Source organism: Allobosea sp. 05T438 (assembly GCF_056396025.1).
Genome location: NZ_JBFTKQ010000007.1, coordinates 41,677 through 60,564 on the forward strand (window position 1 = coordinate 41,677; position 18,888 = coordinate 60,564).

The following is an 18,888-nucleotide window of genomic DNA, read 5'->3' on the forward strand; positions in this document are numbered from 1 at the left end:
GGTGCCCGCTTCGCTTGAAAATGCTCTAGGCCGGGAGCGGTCGCACCATGGGGTCTTCCGACACACTGCTTGCGCGCTTCATGGCGCTGCACCCCAAGCTGATCGACCTCTCGCTCGGCCGTACCCTCACCCTGCTGGAGCGGCTGGGCGATCCGCATAAGCGCCTGCCGCCGGTGATCCATGTCGCCGGCACCAACGGCAAGGGCTCGACCATCGCCTTCATGCGGGCCATCCTCGAGGCAGCCGGACTCTCCGTTCACGTCTACATCTCGCCGCATCTGGTGCGCTTCCATGAGCGCATCCGGCTGGGCCGGCCGGGCGGCGGGCGCTTCGTCGACGAAGACAAGCTCGTCGAAGCGCTGGAGCGCTGCGAGGCCGTCAATGCCGGTGATCCCATCACCTTCTTCGAGATGACGACGGCCGCCGGGCTCCTGCTCTTCGCTGAGAACCCCGCCGACGTGCTGCTGCTGGAGGTCGGACTCGGCGGACGCTTCGATGCGACGAACGTCATCGCGCACCCGGCCTGCACGGTGGTGACGCCGGTCTCGCTCGACCATTCCGAATATCTCGGCGACACCGTCACGAAGATCGCCGGCGAGAAGGCCGGCATCTTCAAGCGCGGCGCGCCGGCCGTGATCGCGCCGCAGGAGCCGGAGCCGACCGCGGTTCTCGAAGCCGCGGCCGAGCGAGCCGGCGCCTCCAAGATCCTGATCGGCGCGCAGGACTTCAATGTCCATGAGGCCGGTGGGCGGCTGGTCTACGAGGATGGCGACGGGCTGCTGGACCTGCCCTTGCCGCGCCTCACCGGACGCCATCAGCACGTCAATGCCGGGACCGCGATCGCGGCACTGCGCGCGGCCGGCTATAGCGCCCTGCCGACACGCGCCTTCGAGGAAGGCATGCGCCATGCCGACTGGCCGGCGCGGCTGCAGCGGCTGGCGCGCGGGCGCCTCGCCGAGATCGTGCCGGAGCGCGCCGAGCTCTGGCTCGACGGCGGCCACAACCCCGATGGCGGGCGCGTGCTGGCCCAGGCCATGGCCGACCTGGCCGACCGCAACCCGGCGCCGCTGGTGATGATCGCCGGCCTGCTCTCGACCAAGGACGCAGCCGCCACTCTCAGCCATTTCAAGGGGCTGGCGCAGGCGCTCTATGCCGTGCCGATCCAGAACTCGCTCGCCGCCCGCCCAGCCGAGGAAGTCGCCGATGCCGCCCGTGGCGCCGGCCTCGCGGCCGAGGTTTCCGGCTCGGTGGAACAGGCGCTCAGAACGATCGCGGCGCGCGACTGGCCGGCACCGCCGCGTATCCTGATCTGCGGCTCGCTCTATCTCGCCGGCGAGGTGCTCTCGGCCAACGGCACGCCGCCGGCCTAGAGCCTATGACCCATGGAGAAAGCCGATCCGCTGCAGGGAGGCTTCGACGTCGCCGCGCCAGCTCTCGGTATCGCGGATATAGCGGTGCCCGTCCGTGCCATAGGCGGGCGCCGACACGAAGCGCACGGCGCCGCCGGCCTCGGTGAAGGCCTTGAGCAGCCTGTTCGCCAGATCCGGCCCGAAGAAGCGGTCGTTGACGCTGTAGACCCAGAGCTCCGGCACATGGGAGTTTCGTCCATAGCGGGCAGCCGCAGCCACGAGTTCGTCAGGCTTGCAGACGTCATCCGGACCGCGCGAGCCGCGCCCGCCTGCGAAGTTCACGACCCCGATCAGCCCTTTGAGCGGCTGCGATGCGGCGGCGATCGACCCCCAGCCGCCGGCGGAGACGCCCATCAGCACGATCCTCGTCGGATCGGCATCGCGACGCGAGGCGACGGTCAGCGCAGCGGCCCGGATATCCTCCGCCGTGGCCAGCCCCGCCTGGTAATAGCGCGCACGCTCGCAGCCGCCGTAATCCTCGGCCCAGCGCAAAGGCTGCGGGCCATAGCCGCGCCGGATCGGCACGGCGACCAGAATGCCGCGACGGGCCAGGCTTTCGGCGACCCCGCGGAGCGTGCCTCGGCCGAAATCGCTCCTGCCCGCCGCATCGCGGGGACTGCCATGCGACAGGACGAGCACGGGAAAAGGACCGGCTCCGCTCGGAACGTAGAGATGGACCGGGATCGGCGCGCCGTCGACATGCGCAACGGTGTCTTCGCGTGACTGCGCCCAGAGGGGCGCGCCGGCGAGTATCCACGCAAACGCCAGCGCGAAGGCGGCTGATGCTCTCCGGCGCCGATCAGCGCCAAACCGCCTGAAACGAAGCATATCGAGATTCTCGGGAGAGAGGCAGCGATGACGAAGCAGAATGACACCGGTTGGCGCGATGTCGCAAGGATCGGCCAGGGCAGCTGGTATATCGAGCAAGGCAACAAGAGCGAGGCGATCGCGGCGCTCAGGCGCGGCCTCGATCTCGGTCTCAGCCATATCGACACCGCCGAGATGTATGGCGACGGCCGCTCCGAGGCGATCATCGGCGAGGCCATCGCGGGCCGGCGCGACGAGGTCTTCCTGGTATCGAAGGTGCTGCCGCACAACGCCTCCCGGCAGGGCGTGCGCGCCGCCTGCGAGCGCTCGCTGAAGCATCTGAAGACCGACCGGCTCGATGGCTACCTGCTGCATTGGCGCGGACCGCATCCGCTGGAAGAGACCTTCGCCGCCTTCGAGGCGCTTAAGCAGGAGGGCAAGATCCTCTCCTGGGGCGTCAGCAACTTCGACGAGGACGACCTCGACGAGGCACTCGCCGCCGCCGGCAAGGGCAGGATCGCCTGCAACCAGGTGCTCTACCATCTGCGCGAGCGTGCCATCGAGCACGCCGTGATCCCATGGTGCGAGCGGCACGGCGTCGCCGTCACCGCCTACAGCCCTTTCGGCCATGACGATTTCCCCGCCCCCGGGAGCGCTCAGGGCAAGGTGCTGTCCGAGATCGCCAGCGAGCACGATGCGACGCCGCGGCAGGTCGCGCTCGCCTTCCTGACACGGCGATCGAGCGTCTTTGCGATCCCGAAGGCGGGCAGGGTCACCCATATCGAGGACAATGCCGGGGCGCTGCGTCTTGCCCTCTCGGGGACCGACATCGCCCGCATCGACGCCGCCTTCCCACGCGGCCGCAAACCACAGGCGTTGCCAATGATTTGATCGGTGCCGGAAACCACGTTCCGTCTTCCCACTTTACAGGCTCCGGCGCCCGCGCTTTCCTAGGGTCAAGGGCGACGGCCACCAGAGCCTCACGAGCGCCCGCTCAGCAGTAGCGTCTTCGGAGTTCGGGCGATGCGTCGCGTTCTCGGCATCTTGGCCGTCTTGTTCCTGTCCGTGCTCGGCGCCGCCCAGGCGCAAGCCGGCGTCGACGTCAGGGTCGACATCGCCGCCCAGCGCATGAAGGTCAGCACCAGCGACGGCGAGGTCCATGACTGGAAGATCTCCTCCGGCCGCAGCGGCTTCCGCTCACCGAACGGCGTGTATCGGCCGACACGTCTCGAGAGGAGCTGGTATTCGCGCAAATATGGCGGAGCGATGCCCTACGCGGTTTTCTTCCGCGGTGGCTACGCCATCCACGGCACGACGGCGGTCGGGGCACTCGGCCGCCCTGCCTCGCATGGCTGCATCCGGCTGCATCCCGCCAATGCCGCCAAGCTGTTCGCACTGGTGAAGAAGTATGGTGCCGGCCAGACCCGGATCGCGCTGAACGGCGCTGCGACCGACAATCTCTCGCGCTTCGCCAAGGCATCGACGACATCGAAGGCCAAGCTCGCGACGGCCGCGCCGTCCAAGCACAAGATCGCCAAGGCCAAGCCTCGCAGCCAGGACAGCACGATCGCGCAGCAACGCCAGGGCAATGGCTGGGAGGCGGCCCGCGGCCAGATCCTGCTGCGGCCCGCCCTGCCGGCCAATGCCTATGGCTACCAGCCCTATTATCCCAGCGGCTATGGCTACGGCTGGCGCTGAGGAGCAAGCCGAAAGCTAGAGCGCGTCCGGCACGATCCTGAGCCAGCCTTCCAGCACCTCGCCCGGCGCAAGCCGTTTCAAGGGAGCAGCCGCGCGTGCCGCCGGCTCGCTCGGCGCGCCGATGGCGTGGCTCTGCGGCTCGACGCAGAGGAAGTCGGCCCCGGGCGGTGCCCAGACGACCGGACAGTTCAGGCTTTCGCTCGCGGTCAGCGTCACGGCGAGTCCGGCCGAGGGCGTCTCGATCCGGGCGCGGCCGTCCCAGCCGAGGAAGCTCCAGGCCGTTACGGCACCGGAACGGAACGGGCGCGGGTCGACAAAGGGGCCGCCCTGCACAAAGGTTTCCTGCCCTGTGGCGCGAAAGGCTTCGCCGAAGATGAGCGCACCGCTGGCGCGCATCACGAGGCGCGTATCGGCTGCGCAGGGGAACCAGGGATGGTGGCCGATCCCGAAGGGTAGTGCCGTCTCCGCCTCGTTCTCGATCGTGAGGCGGATGGTCATACCGGCTTCGTCGAGGGAAATGTGCTGGCGGACGCGGTAGCGATACGGGTCCGCCCCCTCCGTTCGCCGATGCTCGATGAGGGTATGACCGCGGTCATACCGCAGCACCTCCCAAGCGGACTGCCAGCCGAAACCATGGATGGTGCCGGCCGGATCGTTGGTCGGAACCTGGAAGCGGCTCTCACCGTCATCGATCACGCTGCCGAAAGCCCGGTTGGCGAAAGGCAGCATGGCCCAGGTGCCGAAGAAGTTGGGGGAAGCGGTCGTGGCCTCGCTCCCCTGTGGCCGCAGAACATCGTGCCGGCGCCCATCCGGCCCGATCCAGATCATGCGCGAGACGATGCCGCCGATGTCCGGAATGACCACGGCCTCCAGGCCGCCCGCTTGCAGCTCCAGCATCGCGCTTGTCCGATTCGTCCGTTATCCGAGGTCACAGCGTTGCCGTGATTGCAGGGCGGGCACAAGCCGGCACGCCTTGACCCGGTCCGGCATGGCGGAGACAGTCGCGCGCTAGATCGCCGCGCGTCCTATCGGACGCGGTTACGGCGATCTATATATTTGTTATCGCATCGGATTCTTCCGAGAAGTGGATTCCACTTTTCGGTCCGATGCTGTTGCCGGAGCCTGGCATGCCCAAACCTCTGATCGCGCTCGACTGGGGCACGACCCGCGCGCGCGCGTTCCTCATCGCGGAGACAGGTGAGGTTCTGCAGCGGCGGATCGCCGATCAGGGCATCCAGTCCGTACCGGCCGGCGGCTACCCCGCCGCCTTCGAGGCCCTCGCCGGGGATTTACGGCGCGCCGCGCCCGACGCCGCCATCGTGCTCGCCGGCATGGTCGGCAGCCGCAATGGCTGGATCGAAGCGCCTTATGTCGCTTGCCCCGCCTCGCCGGCTGCGATTGCCGCCGCTGCGATCCGCGTCGAGCTCGACAAGGATACGACGGCAACCATCATTCCCGGCCTGAGTTGCGACGACGGCGCCTTCGACGTCATGCGCGGCGAGGAAACTCTCATCGTCGGACTTGGTCTCGATGACGGCATCGCCTGCCTGCCGGGCACCCATTCGAAATGGGCCGAGGTCAGAGGCGGACGGATCACGCGCTTCGCCAGCTTCATGACGGGCGAGATCTACGGGCTGTTGCGCAACGGCTCGATCCTGGGCCGCCTGGCGGAGGAACCTGCCGAAGGCGATGCCGCCAGTGGCGCAGCACGCGGCCGGGCCGGCGCTTTGCGCCCCGGCGGCCTGCTCAATACGGCCTTCGCCGCGCGCACCGAGGTTCTCGCCGGGCGGATGCGCGGCGGCGAGGTCGGCCCCTATCTTTCCGCGCTTCTGGTCGGCCAGGAGATCGCGGGGGCACAGGCCATCTTCGGGAGGCGAAATCAGGTCCACCTCGTCGCCGACGGCGCTCTGGCAGAAAGCTATGGCGGCGCGCTGGCTGCAGCGGAGCTCACCGTGACCATGGTCACGCCCGAGGAGGCCTTTGTCGCGGGCATCCGGCGTCTTGCGAGCGATATCGCCGGATAATCGTCGCCGACGCGCCCCGCCACCGCTGTGCCAATTGCCGAAGCCTCGTGCCGGTAAGCGTGGATTAAGTCTGCGGACAATCCATACCCGGCGCCCGGCCATTGCGGAAAATCCTGCCGAACCTCTTCACCCTTCTTCAGGGCACCATGTTCATGGTCATGGCCTGGATAAGGCTGGGGAAAGATCGTGACATCGCACCCGATGGGATGGGCCTTGGGCGTGGCCGGCTTCGCCATTGTCGGCTCTCTCGGCTACACGCAATGGCTTGCTCCCCGGATCGGGGACCAGACACCATCGATAGCGGTCGCCTCCGCCGAGCCAGCCGCGCCGGGGCCGCGCCAGCCCGTGACGCTCGCCGTGGCCGCCGACTATCGCGGGCACTACATCGTCCATCCGAGCGTCGAGAACTACCGGATCAAGATGATGGTCGACACCGGCGCCAGCATCGTCGCGCTGACCGCAGCCGACGCCCAGGCGCTCGGCATCAAGTCGGACACCAATGCGCGCAAGATGATGTTGAGCACGGCCAACGGCACGGTTACGGGCTATCGCACGGTGCTGCGCGAAATCCGCCTCGGCGACATCGTCGTGCGCAATGTCGACGCCGTCGTGCTGCCCGAACGCGCCCTTTCGATGAGCCTGCTGGGCAATTCATTTCTGAGCAAGCTACAGGGCTACGAGGTCCAGACCGGGCGGATGGTGCTGCGCGGCTAGAAAAGCGCGCCGGCAGCGCCCTGAACGAGGGCAGCCTGCCAGCGTCGGCGCTTTGCGTCATTTGAACTTGGGGCAGCCCGTCACATCGCTGCGAACGATCTGCTCGATATTGTTGTCCCCCGCGGGCTTGCCGTTACGGGGGCGGGAATAGATCGGGTTGTCGCCCAGCGTGGCGTTCGCGATGAACGAGAAGGCATCCTTCCCGATCGGAGGCACGAAGTCATAGCTCGCGCGTGCCATGATCACGGATGTGCTGGGGACTTTGACGCTGCTCGGCAAGGAAACCGCGTCACCACGCGCCGGCACCGTGGCCCCATTGTATCCGCTGGCCCAGCAAATGCGGCCGATGCCGTTGGCATCGATGACGATACTGGCAATCATCATCTTCACTTTCGCGGAGCTGTAAGGCAGCATGATCGTCTCGCCCGCCTTGAAGATGTTGGTGATCTCGGCCGTCGGAATCGTCTGAAGACGTGCCGTCAAATCGCTCAAGGTCGACGTCAGCTGCGTCACTTTGCGATTGATCATGACCATCTGCGCAAGGTTGACCATGCCGAGATATGCCACCGCCAGCACAGGCAGCACCATCGCGAACTCGATGGCGGCCACCCCCCCGCTGTTGCTGCGAAAGCGGAGCCACAGGCCGGGCGATCCCTCGCGGCTCATCTTCGCTCCGAATCTGATCATGGAACGAACGGCTCCGCCCGGAAGGCCACACTCGCAACGATGCCGCGCCGGCCGGAATCCGCGCTGCCTATGTTGGCGAGGCTGGTCGACGCCCAGCTCGTGAGGAACAGCTTGTAGTCGAGCACGGCCCGGACGACGACGATCTGGTTCGCGTCGGGCTGGCGGTAAGAAAAGCTGCTCGTATCAAGATTGCGGCCAGCGAGAGGGTTGCTGCTGGAAGTTCCCGTGCTGGCCGCGGAAAAATCACCATAGGTGCGGACATCGATAGCCAGTTTGCTGCAGTCGATCATGTTCATCGCCCGCGCGCAGACATCGTCGCGGAAAGCGGCTGTATTGACGGAGGCGGTGGTCGAGCTATAGCGGCTACGCGACTCGCCGGTGAGCAGCACGCGCGACGCTTGCGACAGCGATTCCTCCAGGACCTGATTGGTCCAGAACATCAGCCCCGTCTCGATGATCGCCCAGATCAGCATGAAGAAGGGCAATGCGACGAAGCCGAACTCCACCGCCGTCGCCCCGTTCTCGGAACGCCGGAACCGCCGGATGACGGAATGCCCGGCGCGCCTCTCCCGCTCGGCTGCGATGCTTGCCTTCTCCGCTCGCGCAATAGGATGAAACATTTGCTGGCCTCGTCGAGCCCATTGCTCCGACCCGCCGATATCTACGGCAAAACAATTTCAGATCGGTTAGGAGCATTTCGCCGGCACAAGTGGCGAGGCAAAGGTTTCATTTACCTTGCCCACGGCAAGGCGCCTACGCGCGTGAATCCACTATAGGACAGGATCGGCTGGCAGCGGCATCGCTGCAATTCCGGCGCGGCTCTCACGCATGGGATGCCGCTTGCCGGATCTCTATTTGGACCCAACGCCAGTTGCCTGGGCGTTGCGGCTTGTGGCCTGCGCCCCGACTTCGCCGAAATATTTCTGAGCGTCGCCCAGTTGGGCCGCAGGCTGGCATGTGGGCGTGCAGGAATAGCTTTCGCGCTCCATGCCGCGCTGCACTGTCAGGACAGTATCAGACGCCGCGCCGACCCGAACCATCGATTCCGCAAGCAATGCGCCGGTGCCATCGAGCGCGATCAGATTGGTCACGCCGAAACTCTTGCCGGTGACCACCATCACTCCGTTGCGCTGCACGGACACATCGGCGATGGCGGGATTGCCGACGATGACTGTCTGGGCCTTCTCGGGCAGGCGCACGACCTTGGCGTGATCGACCAGGACCAGTACGCTCTCGTTCTGGCCGTCCTGGGGCGCGGCGACCGCTGGAGCGATGGCCGCACCAACCATGGCGAGGATCATGGCGACCGCCCGAGGCGCGGACAGACGGCACCTTTCCGGCGTGTGTTTGGTCGACATGGCGATGCCTCAAGCTCTGCGATGACACCAGACAAGCGCAAACTGATGAACCAAGTCTTAAAACCGCTGAAGGCAGCGAATTCCTGCGTTGTCATCGCAGTTGACGAAGCGGAATGCGCGCCGCACACACGGCTCAAACGCCGAATCAATCCAAATACAACGAACGTATGGCACCAGTTAAATATCTCATTTACCGATTATTTCATAGATCAAGTCTTGGGTGTTTTACAGAATCCTTTCTATATATCCGTTAAATGACCCGTTAACCACAGCGAAGACATCCCGATAAATCAATCAATTCTTGGGTCGCCTTAACCGATCAGCAAGAGGAGCGGGCTAATATGGTTCCTGTCGCTGACCGAAGCCGCTTCAGAGCGAAGGCAGCCGTCAAACCGTGGTGTAAAGGAGTTCCATCATGACCAATGTTTTCGCTCGCTTCGTCAAGGACGAGTCCGGCGCCACCGCCATCGAGTACGGGCTGATCGCCGCCCTGATCGCCGTCGTCTGCATCGGTGCTTGGACGACGGTCGGTAGCAACCTCAAGGCTACGTTCAACAACGTCGGCAATGAGCTCGCCAAGGGCGCGGCTGCCACCCCCTAATACCCGAGGGGTCGAATCCCGACGTGTGACGCCCCGGCTTCGCCGGGGCGTTCTGCATTTGAAGGCCTTCGTTCCAGGAATTTTCGCGCCTGCGTAAGGCTTTGGTGAGACCTGTCTGCGAGAGATCGCGGCTACGAGATAGGATCGGATTCAGCCCATGTCGCTTCCACTGATCATCATGCTCGGCGTCTTTCCCTTCGCCATGGCTTATGCCGCGGCGAGCGACCTCGTTTCGATGACGATCTCAAACCGGCTTTGCCTTTTCCTCGTCGCGACCTTCGCCTTCTGCGCCCTGCTGCTCGGGCTTTCCCTCAACGACATCGCTTGGCATCTCGCGGCGGGGACAGTGGTTCTCGTCGGGGCCTTCGGCCTGTTCGCGGCAGGCTGGATCGGCGGCGGCGACGCCAAGCTCGCCGCGGCGACCGCTCTCTGGTTCGGCTTCGACCAGCTCATGCCTTACCTCGTGCTTTCCAGCTTCGGTGGCGGCCTGCTGACGCTGCTGATCCTGCGCTTGCGCTCGCACCCGCTGCCTTCACCTGCAGTGAATTGGGATTGGGCGCAGCGACTGCACGCGCCGAAGGAGGGCGTTCCCTATGGAATCGCTCTTGCATTCGCCGCTCTGTTCATCCTGCCGGAAACAGCCATCTGGCGCGCCGCGATCGGCGTGTGAACGAGGATGGCGACGTAACGGCACTTCGTGTCAAAAAATATACGTCCGATTAACCATAAGTTGACGTTTCGCGACGACGATCCGGGATGAGGGCCAGCTCCGTCTGGCTGAGGATCGGACGTCGATGAGTCCCGCACGCATCATCATTCTCGTGGTCGCGCTGGCGGCAGGCGTCGGCGCCGCGCTGCTTGTTCAGCAGCCATCGCAGGCCCCGGCGCCGGTCGCCAAGGTCGAGCAGGCGCCAACCGTGCCCGTGCTCGTTGCAGCCAGCGACATCCCGATCGGCAACACGGTGACAGCCAATGATCTGCGGTGGCTGAACTGGCCGATCGCCGGCGTGCCGGGCGGCGTCATCCGCAAGGACGAAGCCCCTGAGGCCGAGAAAGAGATCATCGGCCAGGTCGCCCGCTACGCCATTCTCGGCGCCGAGCCGATCCGTCGCGAGAAGCTGATCAGGACCGACGGAACAGGCTTCCTCTCCGCCGTGCTGCCCTCCGGCATGCGCGCGGTGGCGATCAGCACCGACAGCCGCGGTGCCAACACCGCAGGCGGATTCATCCTGCCCAACGACCGTGTCGACGTCATCTGCACCTGGCGCGGCGAGTCCACCTCCGGCCGCGGCGAGGCCCAGGTCAGCGAAACCATCCTCCGCAATATCCGTGTTCTGGCGATCGGCCAGAATGTGCAGGAGCGCAACGGCGAGAAGGTCGTGGTCGGCGAAACCGCGACGCTCGAGGTCGATCCCGGCCAGGTCGAAGTCCTGATCCAGGCGCAGAAGACAGGGACGCTCTCGCTGGCTCTGCGCAGCCTGAAGGACGCCAACGAGCCGGCGCCGCCGCCTTCCGCCGACAACTCGATGACCCTCGTGCGCTACGGTGTCATCTCGAAGAGCGCAAAGCCATGACCAGATGCTCGTTTCGCCTCGCCACGGCTCTTGCGCTCGTCTTGATCGCCGACGGCGCCAGCGCGCAGTCGCCCGGCCGGGATGCCGCTCCGGTGCTCAATGTCGGCACGAGCGAGCACGCGATCTCACGCAAGCTCGACCTCTCGATCGGCCGCTCGCTGATCGTCGAACTGCCGCGCGACGCCAAAGAGGTGTTCGTCGCGAATCCGAAGGTCGCCAATGCGGTGGTGAGGACCGCGCGCAAACTCTTCGTCATCGGCATCGCCGATGGCGCGACCTCGATGTTCGTGATGGATGGCGAAGGCCGCCAGATCACTGCGCTCGAGATCAATGTCGGGCGTGATCTCAACGTCCTGCGCCAGACGCTGCGCACCGCGCTGCCGAACTCGCAGATCGAGATCAAGCCCGCCGGCGATTCGATCCTGCTGGTCGGGACTGTTCCCAATGCCTCTGAGGCGACGCAGGCCGTCGACATCGCCAATGCCTTCGTCGGCGTATCCGACAAGAGCAACGCCAAGGGCGCGGTGATCAACTCGCTGACGATCCGCGACCGCGACCAGGTGATGGTCAAGGTGACGGTGTCGGAGATCTCGCGCAAGGCGATCAAGCAGCTCGGCATCAATTCAACCGGCGAGTGGAAGCTGGGCAAGTTCTCGATCACGCCGAACATCGACAACCCCTTCTCTCTGTCGCCGCAGGCCCTGTCCGCCACAGCGATCGGGGCCGGCATCGGCAATTCGCAGAACTTCACGCTGCGGGCTCTCGAGCGGGCGGGCCTTGCCCGCGTTCTGGCCGAGCCGAACGTCACCGCGATCTCGGGCGAGAGCGCGAAGTTCACGGCCGGCGGCGAAGTTCCGGTCCCCACCGGCTACACCTGCGACCCGGCCAAGGCGGTCTGCTCGCTCGGCGTCCAGTACAAGCCGATCGGCGTCGCCCTCAACTTCACGCCGATCGTGCTCTCGGCCAACAAGATCAGCATGCGTATCGCGACCGAGGTTACCGAGCTCGACTTCGAGAACCAGATCGTACTCCAGGGCGACCGGAACCAGCCCACCGTCACGGTCCCCGCTTTCCGCGTGCGCAAATCCGACACGACGGTCGAATTGCCGTCCGGCGGCACGCTGGCCACCGCCGGCCTGATCCAGCGCGTCTCCAAGACCTCGCTCAACGGCCTGCCCGGGCTGATGAACCTGCCGATCATCGGCGTGCTGTTCCGCTCGCGCGACTACCAGCGCGAGGAGACCGAGCTGATGATCACTGTCACGCCCTACATCGCCAAGCCGATGCAGCCGAACGAGGTCCAAAGGCCCGATGACGGCTTCGTGGAGTCCCATGACGCCCAGGCCGTCCTGCTCGGCCGCCTCAACAAGCTCTACGGCAGCGGCGGCGGCCCAATCCCGCAGGCCTACAAGGGCCGCGTCGGCTTCATCGCCGACTGACCGAACCGGATGGATAGCACCATGATGGATGGCCCGACCATGACGGTTCCTCTCCGGGAGAAAGCCACCGCCACGCACCTGCTGGCACTTGCGCTTACGTTGGGCGCCCTCGCTGGCGGCTGCGCCGGAAAGGGCGCGCAGGCGGACCCTCCTTCCATCTACCCGCCCGATGTCCGGGAAAGGCATCCGATCGTGTTGCGCGACGCGCCACGCTCGCTCGACGTGTTCGTCGGCCGCGCCGGCACCACGCTCGACAGCCGCCAGGCGGAGGACGTCGCGGATTTCGCACAGGCATTCCGCAAGTCCGGCAAGGGCGGCCTTGTCGCGGAAGTTCCGACCGGTTCGAGGCGCGAGCGGGCGACGCACGATACGCTCGCGGGAATCCGCGCGGCGCTGGCGCGCAACGGCGTCTCGCCGAACGCGCTGAACGTCCGCAGCTACCCGGTCCAGGACCCGAACCTCGCCTCGCCGATCCGGCTGAGCTTCGCGTCGCTGCAAGCCGTCGTGCCACACCAGTGCGGCCAGTGGCCGACGGACCTCGGCGTGTCCGACTTCAAGTTCTCGACATCGAACGAAGCCTACTGGAACTTCGGTTGCGCCACCCAGGCCACATTGGCCGCGCAGGTCGCCGATCCGATCGATCTGGTCAGGGCCCGCGACGAAGGCCGTCCCGACATCGTCAAGCGGATGGGCGCCATCGCGAAGATCCGCGACGGCAAGGATCCCTCGACCCAGTATCGCCAGCAGACACCGCAGATCAATTCAACGGTCGGAGGCAGCAACTGATGCAGCCCGCGACAAGCGAAACACCGGCGGTCGAGGCGAATGGCGACGAGATCATCGCGCCGCTGCCGCGCATCACGCTGCAGGCCTTCTGCGAGACGCCGGCCGTCGCCGCCACGATGCAGGCGGCCATTGCCGACCGGCGCATGGACAAGACCCATGCCCGCATCCAGATGGGCGGAGCGGCCGCAGCCGTCGAAGCTTTCCGGACGGCGCCGACTCCGAACGTCATCGTGCTCGAGACCATGTCCGATGCGGCAACCCTGATCGGGCATCTCGATACGCTGTCGGAGAGCTGCGACCCCGGCACGAAGGTCGTCGTGATCGGCCATGTCAACGACGTACAGCTCTACCGGGAGCTGCTGCGCCGCGGCGTCAGCGAGTATCTGATCGCGCCGCTCGAGACGCTCGACCTGCTGCGCACCCTCTCGGAACTCTACATCGCACCGGAAGCCCGCCATCTCGGCCGCGTCATCGCGGTGGTCGGCGCCAAGGGCGGCGTGGGCGCCTCGACCGTCGCGCACAACATGTCCTGGGCGATCGCCCGGAATCTCGACGCCTCCACCGTGATCGTCGATCTCGACATCGCGTGGGGCACAGCCGGCCTGAACTTCAACCAGGACCCACCTCAGGGGATCGCGGAAGCGGTCTTCGCCCCTGAGCGCCTCGATTCCAACCTGCTGGACAGGCTTCTTTCGCGCTGCAGCGACAATCTGGCCCTGCTTGCGGCTCCTGCGGTCCTCGACCGGACCATCGACCTCGATGAGGACGCGCTGGAGCAGCTGCTGGAACTGCTGCGCGCCAGCGTTCCCTGCATCGTCCTCGACGTGCCGCATCAGTGGAGCAGCTGGGTCAAGCGGACGCTCATCGGCGCGGACGAGATCGTGGTAGTCGCCGAGCCGGAGCTCGCCTCCCTGCGCAATGCCAAGAACATCGTCGATCTGTCGCGCGCGACCCGGCCCAACGACGCGGTCGCCCGTCTCGTGCTGAACAAGGTCGGCGTGCCCAAACGGCCGGAGATCAATGCCGCCGAGTTCTCCAAGGCGCTCGGCGTCGACGTCCTCTGCACGATCCCTTTCGACGCCCAGCTCTTCGGCACGGCCGCCAACAACGGTCAGATGATCGCCGAGGTCCAGGCCGGCAGCAAGGCGAGCGAGGCTTTCACCCAGATCGCCAGCGCGCTGACCGGACGCGGCGAAGCCAAGCGCGGCCGGCGCAGCCTGTTCGAGCCGCTGGTCGCGAAGCTGAAACGCCGCAAGGCTTCCTGATGACGCGCAACCGGCCAGACGGACACCCAGTCAGGGGATCGCGCCGAGGAAGCAGGAATGTGCGCGCGCCCGTGGCACGCGCGGGAGTGTGTTGAGATGTTCGGGAAGCGATCCGCGGGCGCGACCGTCGCGCCGAACCTGAGCGCCAGGAGCTCAGCCGCCCTTCAGCCGGCGACGCGCAAGCCGGAGCAGGTCCAGCCCACCGCCGAGGAACGCAAGTTCGCGCCGGTCGAGGCGGCGACGCGCTCCGAAGAATACTATCAGATGAAGAGCATGATCTTCGGGGCGCTGATCGAGGCGATCGATCTGTCGCAGCTTGCGAAGCTCGACTCGGAATCGGCGCGGGAGGAAATCCGCGACATCATCAACGAGATCATCTCGCTGAAGAATGTCGTGCTCTCCATCGCCGAGCAGGAAGAACTGCTCGACGACATCTGCAACGACGTTCTCGGCTACGGACCGCTCGAACCGCTGCTGGCGCGCGACGACATCGCCGACATCATGGTCAACGGCGCGAACCGCACCTTCATCGAGACCGGCGGCAAGATCCAGCTCACCAACATCCGCTTCCGCGACAATGCGCAGTTGATGAACATCTGCCAGCGCATCGTCAGCCAGGTCGGGCGACGCGTCGACGAAAGCTCGCCGATCTGCGACGCGCGCCTCGCCGACGGCTCGCGCGTCAACGTCATCGGACCGCCGCTCGCGATCGATGGGCCCGCGCTCACCATCCGCAAGTTCAGGAAGGACAAGCTGACGCTCGACCAGCTCGTCAAGTTCGGCGCGATCTCGCCGCCCGGCGCCGAGATCCTGAAGATCATCGGCCGCGTCCGCTGCAACATCGTCATCTCCGGCGGCACCGGTTCCGGCAAGACGACGCTGCTGAACTGCCTGACCAACTTCATCGACGATGACGAGCGCGTCATCACTTGCGAGGACGCCGCCGAGCTCCAGCTCCAGCAGCCGCATGTCGTGCGCCTCGAGACGCGCCCGCCCAATCTCGAAGGCACCGGCGCGGTCACGATGCGCGACCTCGTCAAGAACTGCCTGCGCATGCGCCCGGAACGTATCATCGTCGGCGAGGTGCGCGGACCCGAGGCCTTCGACCTGCTCCAGGCGATGAACACCGGCCATGACGGCTCGATGGGCACGCTCCACGCCAACTCGCCACGCGAATGTCTCAGTCGTATCGAGTCGATGATCACCATGGGCGGCTTCTCGCTGCCGTCGAAGACCCTGCGCGAGATGATCTGCTCCTCGGTCGATGTCATCATCCAGGCGCAGCGCCTGCGCGACGGCTCGCGCCGCATCACCCACATCACCGAGGTGATGGGGATGGAAGGCGAGGTCATCACGACGCAGGACCTCATGCTCTACGACGTGCTCGGCGAGGACGCCGCGGGCAAGCTGATCGGCCGCCACCGCTCGACCGGCATCGGCCGCCCGCGCTTCTGGGAGCGGGCTCGTTACTTCGGCGAGGAGCAGCGCCTCGCCACGGCGCTCGACCAGCTCGAGCAGGTCAATGAAGGCTTTGCAGCCTGAACGGAGGCCCTTGTCGGGAGCCAAGCCATGAATTCGAGCACGCTTGCCATCGCCGCACTGGCCACGCTCGCCGTTGGCGGCGTCGCCTATGCGCTGCTTTATCCTACGCTGAGCGGCGAAAAGCGTGCCGAGAAGCGGCGCAAGGAATTTGCCGGTCCGAGCACGATGCGCAGCATCGACCGGGAAGCACAGGCCAGGGCCAAGCGCGGGCAGGTCGCGCAAAGCCTCAAGGAGATCGAGAACCGCGAGAACGCCCGCAACAAGCTGACGCTCGAAGCGCGCATCGGCCAGGCCGGCCTGAGCTGGACCCGCCAGAAATACTACGTGATCTGCGCTGTGACCGCCGCCGTCGCCGGCCTCGTCCTGCTGATCTTGAGCGGCAATATGATCATGGGGGCTGTCGGTCTGTTCATCGGGGCGCTGGGCCTGCCGGCCTGGTTCCTGAAGCATTGCAAAACGAAACGTCTGAAACGGTTCGCCATCGAGTTCCCCAACGCGCTCGACGTCATCGTCCGCGGCATCAAGGCCGGCCTTCCAGTCAATGATTGCCTGCGCATCATTGCTTCCGAAGCCGTAGAGCCCGTCAGGGGCGAGTTCCGGCAGATCATCGAGGCCCAGACGCTCGGCTTGCCGCTCGCCGAAGCTGCGGGAAAGCTCTACGAGCGGATGCCCTGCGCGGAAGCAAATTTCTTCGGCATCGTGATCGCCATCCAGCAGAGGACCGGCGGCAACCTGTCCGAGACCCTGGCGAACCTCTCGCGCGTCCTGCGCGAGCGGCGCAAGATGCGCGACAAGATCCAGGCGGTCTCGATGGAAGCCAAGGCCTCCGCCGGTATCATCGCCGCCCTGCCGCCATCGGTTGCTGTTCTCGTCTATCTCTCCACCCCGAGATATATCGAGCTCCTGTGGCTCACCCAGATGGGCAAGCTCGCCCTCGTCGGCTGCGGCATATGGATGCTGATGGGCGTCCTGGTCATGCGCAAGATGATCAATTTCGAGATCTGAGGTGGATGCGTGATTTCCCAGATCGTCGACAAGCTCACCGATCCGCAATTCATGCTTGCGCTGCTGGCCGCCGTCGCGGCCGCGGCCACGGTGCTGACCGTCGCGATCCCGCTGACCGAGGGCAATACCCTCCAGAAGCGTATGAAGAACGTCGCGACGGAGCGCGAGAAGATCCGGGCACGCGAGCGCGATCGGCTCAACCGCCAGAACGAGAAGGTGAGCCTGCGCCAGGAGCCGAAAGCCTACATGCGGCGCATCGTCGAGCAGTTCAAGCTCGGCGACTGGCTGGGAACCGAGAACGCCAGGAAGCAGCTCACCATGGCAGGCTATCGGGGACCGCAGGCGGAAATCGCCTTCCTGTTCTTCCGCCTCGCCGTACCCGTCGGCTTTTTCCTGTTCACGCTGTTCTATCTTTTCGTCATCAACGGTTTCGGCCAGTCGCTGCTTATGAAGATCGCGATCGCGATCGGCGGCGCCTATCTCGGCATCAAGGCGCCGGAAGTCTTCCTGTCCAACCAGATCAGCAAGCGGCAGATCTCGATGCGCCTGGCCTTTCCGGACGCGCTCGACCTGCTGCTGATCTGCGTGGAGTCCGGCATGTCGATCGAGCAGGCGTTCCGCAAGGTCGCGAACGAAATCGGCAGCCAGTCCGTGCCCCTGGCCGAGGAGTTCGCTCTCTGCACGGCGGAGCTCTCCTATCTGACTGACCGCAGGGTCGCCTATGAGAACCTCGCGATGCGGACCGGTCTTGAAAGCGTCAAGTCGGTCTCGACGGCGCTGATCCAGGCCGAACGCTATGGCACGCCGCTCGGCACGGCGCTGCGCACCCTGGCGCAGGAGAGCCGCGATCAGCGCATGAACGCCGCCGAGAAGAAGGCCGCCGCCCTGCCGCCGAAACTGACCGTGCCGATGATCCTGTTCTTCCTGCCGGTGCTCTTCGTCATCATCATGTTTCCGGCGCTGGTGCAGGTCTTCGGTTGGAAGTGACTTAAGCCTGAACGAGCCACAGGGGCCATCAACGCGGATCGCCGATGATGGCGAGCCGCAGCTATGTAAATCAGCGGTCGCAGGCGGCCGCGCAAACCGTCCGCGCCTCGGCTGCTCCAGCTTTCGCCCGGAGGTTCTGCCAGGCACACCAAGGGAAGCTTCGCAGCTCGGTCAGCCTCGGCGGTCCGTATCGGCCGACCTGTCCGGAGACTGCGCCAGCGGAGGCTTGGCGGTGGGCTGCCCCCGGCCCTTCGCGCCCTTGAGCAGGTCCCAGCTGTTCTGCTGGCTGACGCTGCGCTTGAGATAGGCGATCGTCGCCGCCGCCTCGGCCGGACTCTGGTCCCGCCGGGCCATGGCCTCGGCCTCGCCGAAGCGGCCCTGAAGCCCGAGCACCAGAACCAGATTCTGGCGCACGCGGATGTCGGCCCCCTGCGAGGCTGCCGCCTCGGTGAGAACCCGTTCCGCCTCAGGCAGATGGCGAGACAAGGCGAGCGACAAGCCGTAATTGGACATGACCGTCGGCTCGCCCGGGGCAAGCTTCAGAGCGGCCTGGTAGATCTGCTGGGCTCTCTCATGCTCGCCGAGCTGGTCGGCGACCGTGCCCTGCGCCGAGAGGATGCGCCAATCCGGCCGCTCCGGCGAATGGGCACGGGAAAGCACGTCGTCCGCTTCCCGGAAACGTCCGTTATCGGCGAGCGAGCGGCCATAGGCGCCCAGCAGCTCGCGGTCATCCTGGAAGGTCAGGACGGCGCTCTGGAGCACGGCCAGCGCCTGTGCGTTCTGGTCGAGCGCCCGCAGCGCCCGCGCATAGGAGAGAGCGGCGTTGCGATCCTTCGGATTGGCCTCATAGCGCTTCGCCCAATTCTCCCGCTCGGCCTGCCAGTCGGCCGCGGTGCGCGGCTGCGCCGCCGGACTGCGTGCAATCGAGCCCGTGACGTCTCCCGGGCCGCCGCGGCTCTGGCAACCCGCAAGGGCCATTGCTCCTAAGCAGA

General features: G+C 65.9%; 20 protein-coding genes. 14 read left to right on the forward strand and 6 right to left on the reverse strand.

The window, feature by feature from the left end:
* Nucleotides 1–47: 47 nt before the first annotated feature.
* Nucleotides 48–1,370, forward strand: a complete 1,323-nt coding sequence (locus AC1DIN_RS15775; protein ID WP_476810461.1) for a bifunctional folylpolyglutamate synthase/dihydrofolate synthase — start codon at nucleotides 48–50, stop codon at nucleotides 1,368–1,370.
* Nucleotides 1,371–1,373: 3 nt separating this feature from the next.
* Here the strand turns inward: AC1DIN_RS15775 and AC1DIN_RS15780 are convergent, their stop codons facing one another.
* Nucleotides 1,374–2,237 (reverse strand): dienelactone hydrolase family protein, encoded by an 864-nt coding sequence (locus AC1DIN_RS15780; RefSeq protein WP_476810462.1) that lies wholly within the window; start codon nucleotides 2,235–2,237, stop codon nucleotides 1,374–1,376.
* A gap of 27 nt (nucleotides 2,238–2,264) precedes the next feature.
* On the opposite strand from AC1DIN_RS15780, the gene AC1DIN_RS15785 reads away from it, so the two are divergent.
* Complete coding sequence (locus tag AC1DIN_RS15785) at nucleotides 2,265–3,107, forward strand: aldo/keto reductase (protein WP_476810463.1); 843 nt, start codon at nucleotides 2,265–2,267, stop codon at nucleotides 3,105–3,107.
* Between the two features lie 132 nt (nucleotides 3,108–3,239).
* Entirely contained in the window at nucleotides 3,240–3,914 is a 675-nt protein-coding gene (locus tag AC1DIN_RS15790) for a L,D-transpeptidase (RefSeq protein WP_476810464.1), read from the forward strand.
* A 15-nt stretch (nucleotides 3,915–3,929) separates the two neighbouring features.
* Here the strand turns inward: AC1DIN_RS15790 and AC1DIN_RS15795 are convergent, their stop codons facing one another.
* Nucleotides 3,930–4,811, reverse strand: a complete 882-nt coding sequence (locus AC1DIN_RS15795) for an aldose epimerase family protein (protein WP_476810465.1) — start codon at nucleotides 4,809–4,811, stop codon at nucleotides 3,930–3,932.
* A 230-nt stretch (nucleotides 4,812–5,041) separates the two neighbouring features.
* Between AC1DIN_RS15795 and AC1DIN_RS15800 the strand changes: the two genes are divergently transcribed.
* Both AC1DIN_RS15800 and AC1DIN_RS15805 read left to right on the forward strand, forming a co-directional pair.
* A complete protein-coding gene (locus AC1DIN_RS15800; protein ID WP_476810466.1) occupies nucleotides 5,042–5,938 on the forward strand; it encodes a 2-dehydro-3-deoxygalactonokinase in 897 nt (298 codons plus the stop codon).
* A gap of 186 nt (nucleotides 5,939–6,124) precedes the next feature.
* The gene (locus tag AC1DIN_RS15805) at nucleotides 6,125–6,652 is read left to right on the forward strand and encodes a retropepsin-like aspartic protease family protein (RefSeq protein WP_476810467.1); all 528 of its coding nucleotides are present in this window, start codon (nucleotides 6,125–6,127) and stop codon (nucleotides 6,650–6,652) included.
* A 57-nt stretch (nucleotides 6,653–6,709) separates the two neighbouring features.
* On the opposite strand, the gene AC1DIN_RS15810 is transcribed toward AC1DIN_RS15805, so the two are convergent.
* The 3 genes from AC1DIN_RS15810 to AC1DIN_RS15820 form a co-directional block, all read right to left on the reverse strand.
* Nucleotides 6,710–7,318 (reverse strand): TadE/TadG family type IV pilus assembly protein, encoded by a 609-nt coding sequence (locus tag AC1DIN_RS15810; RefSeq protein WP_476810468.1) that lies wholly within the window; start codon nucleotides 7,316–7,318, stop codon nucleotides 6,710–6,712.
* Nucleotides 7,319–7,335: 17 nt separating this feature from the next.
* A complete protein-coding gene (locus tag AC1DIN_RS15815) occupies nucleotides 7,336–7,959 on the reverse strand; it encodes a TadE/TadG family type IV pilus assembly protein (protein ID WP_476810469.1) in 624 nt (207 codons plus the stop codon).
* Nucleotides 7,960–8,190: 231 nt separating this feature from the next.
* Nucleotides 8,191–8,640 carry a pilus assembly protein N-terminal domain-containing protein gene (locus AC1DIN_RS15820; protein ID WP_476810470.1) on the reverse strand — a complete coding sequence of 150 codons (450 nt, stop codon included), beginning with the start codon at nucleotides 8,638–8,640 and terminating at the stop codon, nucleotides 8,191–8,193.
* Nucleotides 8,641–9,112: 472 nt separating this feature from the next.
* Between AC1DIN_RS15820 and AC1DIN_RS15825 the strand changes: the two genes are divergently transcribed.
* The 9 genes from AC1DIN_RS15825 (at nucleotide 9,113) to AC1DIN_RS15865 (ending at nucleotide 17,896) form a co-directional block, all read left to right on the forward strand.
* Entirely contained in the window at nucleotides 9,113–9,298 is a 186-nt protein-coding gene (locus AC1DIN_RS15825) for a Flp family type IVb pilin (RefSeq protein WP_476810471.1), read from the forward strand.
* Between the two features lie 157 nt (nucleotides 9,299–9,455).
* On the forward strand, nucleotides 9,456–9,968 hold the full coding sequence (locus AC1DIN_RS15830; RefSeq protein ID WP_476810472.1) for an A24 family peptidase: 513 nt from the start codon (nucleotides 9,456–9,458) through the stop codon (nucleotides 9,966–9,968).
* A 124-nt stretch (nucleotides 9,969–10,092) separates the two neighbouring features.
* Nucleotides 10,093–10,872, forward strand: coding sequence for a Flp pilus assembly protein CpaB (gene cpaB, locus AC1DIN_RS15835; protein ID WP_476810473.1), 780 nt, complete (start codon nucleotides 10,093–10,095; stop codon nucleotides 10,870–10,872).
* Nucleotides 10,869–12,311 carry a type II and III secretion system protein family protein gene (locus AC1DIN_RS15840; protein WP_441472171.1) on the forward strand — a complete coding sequence of 481 codons (1,443 nt, stop codon included), beginning with the start codon at nucleotides 10,869–10,871 and terminating at the stop codon, nucleotides 12,309–12,311. The genes cpaB and AC1DIN_RS15840 overlap by 4 nt, the downstream gene beginning before the upstream one ends.
* Nucleotides 12,312–12,332: 21 nt before the next feature.
* Nucleotides 12,333–13,097: a CpaD family pilus assembly protein gene (locus AC1DIN_RS15845; protein WP_476810474.1), complete on the forward strand. Its 765-nt coding sequence runs from the start codon at nucleotides 12,333–12,335 to the stop codon at nucleotides 13,095–13,097.
* The gene (locus AC1DIN_RS15850; protein WP_476810475.1) at nucleotides 13,097–14,362 is read left to right on the forward strand and encodes a CpaE/TadZ family protein; all 1,266 of its coding nucleotides are present in this window, start codon (nucleotides 13,097–13,099) and stop codon (nucleotides 14,360–14,362) included. Before AC1DIN_RS15845 ends, AC1DIN_RS15850 begins: the two co-directional genes overlap by 1 nt.
* Before the next feature lie 96 nt (nucleotides 14,363–14,458).
* On the forward strand, nucleotides 14,459–15,904 hold the full coding sequence (locus tag AC1DIN_RS15855; protein WP_476810476.1) for a CpaF family protein: 1,446 nt from the start codon (nucleotides 14,459–14,461) through the stop codon (nucleotides 15,902–15,904).
* Nucleotides 15,905–15,931: 27 nt separating this feature from the next.
* Nucleotides 15,932–16,909: a type II secretion system F family protein gene (locus tag AC1DIN_RS15860; protein ID WP_441472167.1), complete on the forward strand. Its 978-nt coding sequence runs from the start codon at nucleotides 15,932–15,934 to the stop codon at nucleotides 16,907–16,909.
* Nucleotides 16,910–16,918: 9 nt separating this feature from the next.
* The gene (locus AC1DIN_RS15865) at nucleotides 16,919–17,896 is read left to right on the forward strand and encodes a type II secretion system F family protein (RefSeq protein ID WP_476810477.1); all 978 of its coding nucleotides are present in this window, start codon (nucleotides 16,919–16,921) and stop codon (nucleotides 17,894–17,896) included.
* A 171-nt stretch (nucleotides 17,897–18,067) separates the two neighbouring features.
* Here AC1DIN_RS15865 and AC1DIN_RS15870 read toward each other — a convergent pair whose 3' ends face one another.
* On the reverse strand, nucleotides 18,068–18,874 hold the full coding sequence (locus tag AC1DIN_RS15870; RefSeq protein ID WP_476810478.1) for a tetratricopeptide repeat protein: 807 nt from the start codon (nucleotides 18,872–18,874) through the stop codon (nucleotides 18,068–18,070).
* Nucleotides 18,875–18,888: the final 14 nt, after the last annotated feature.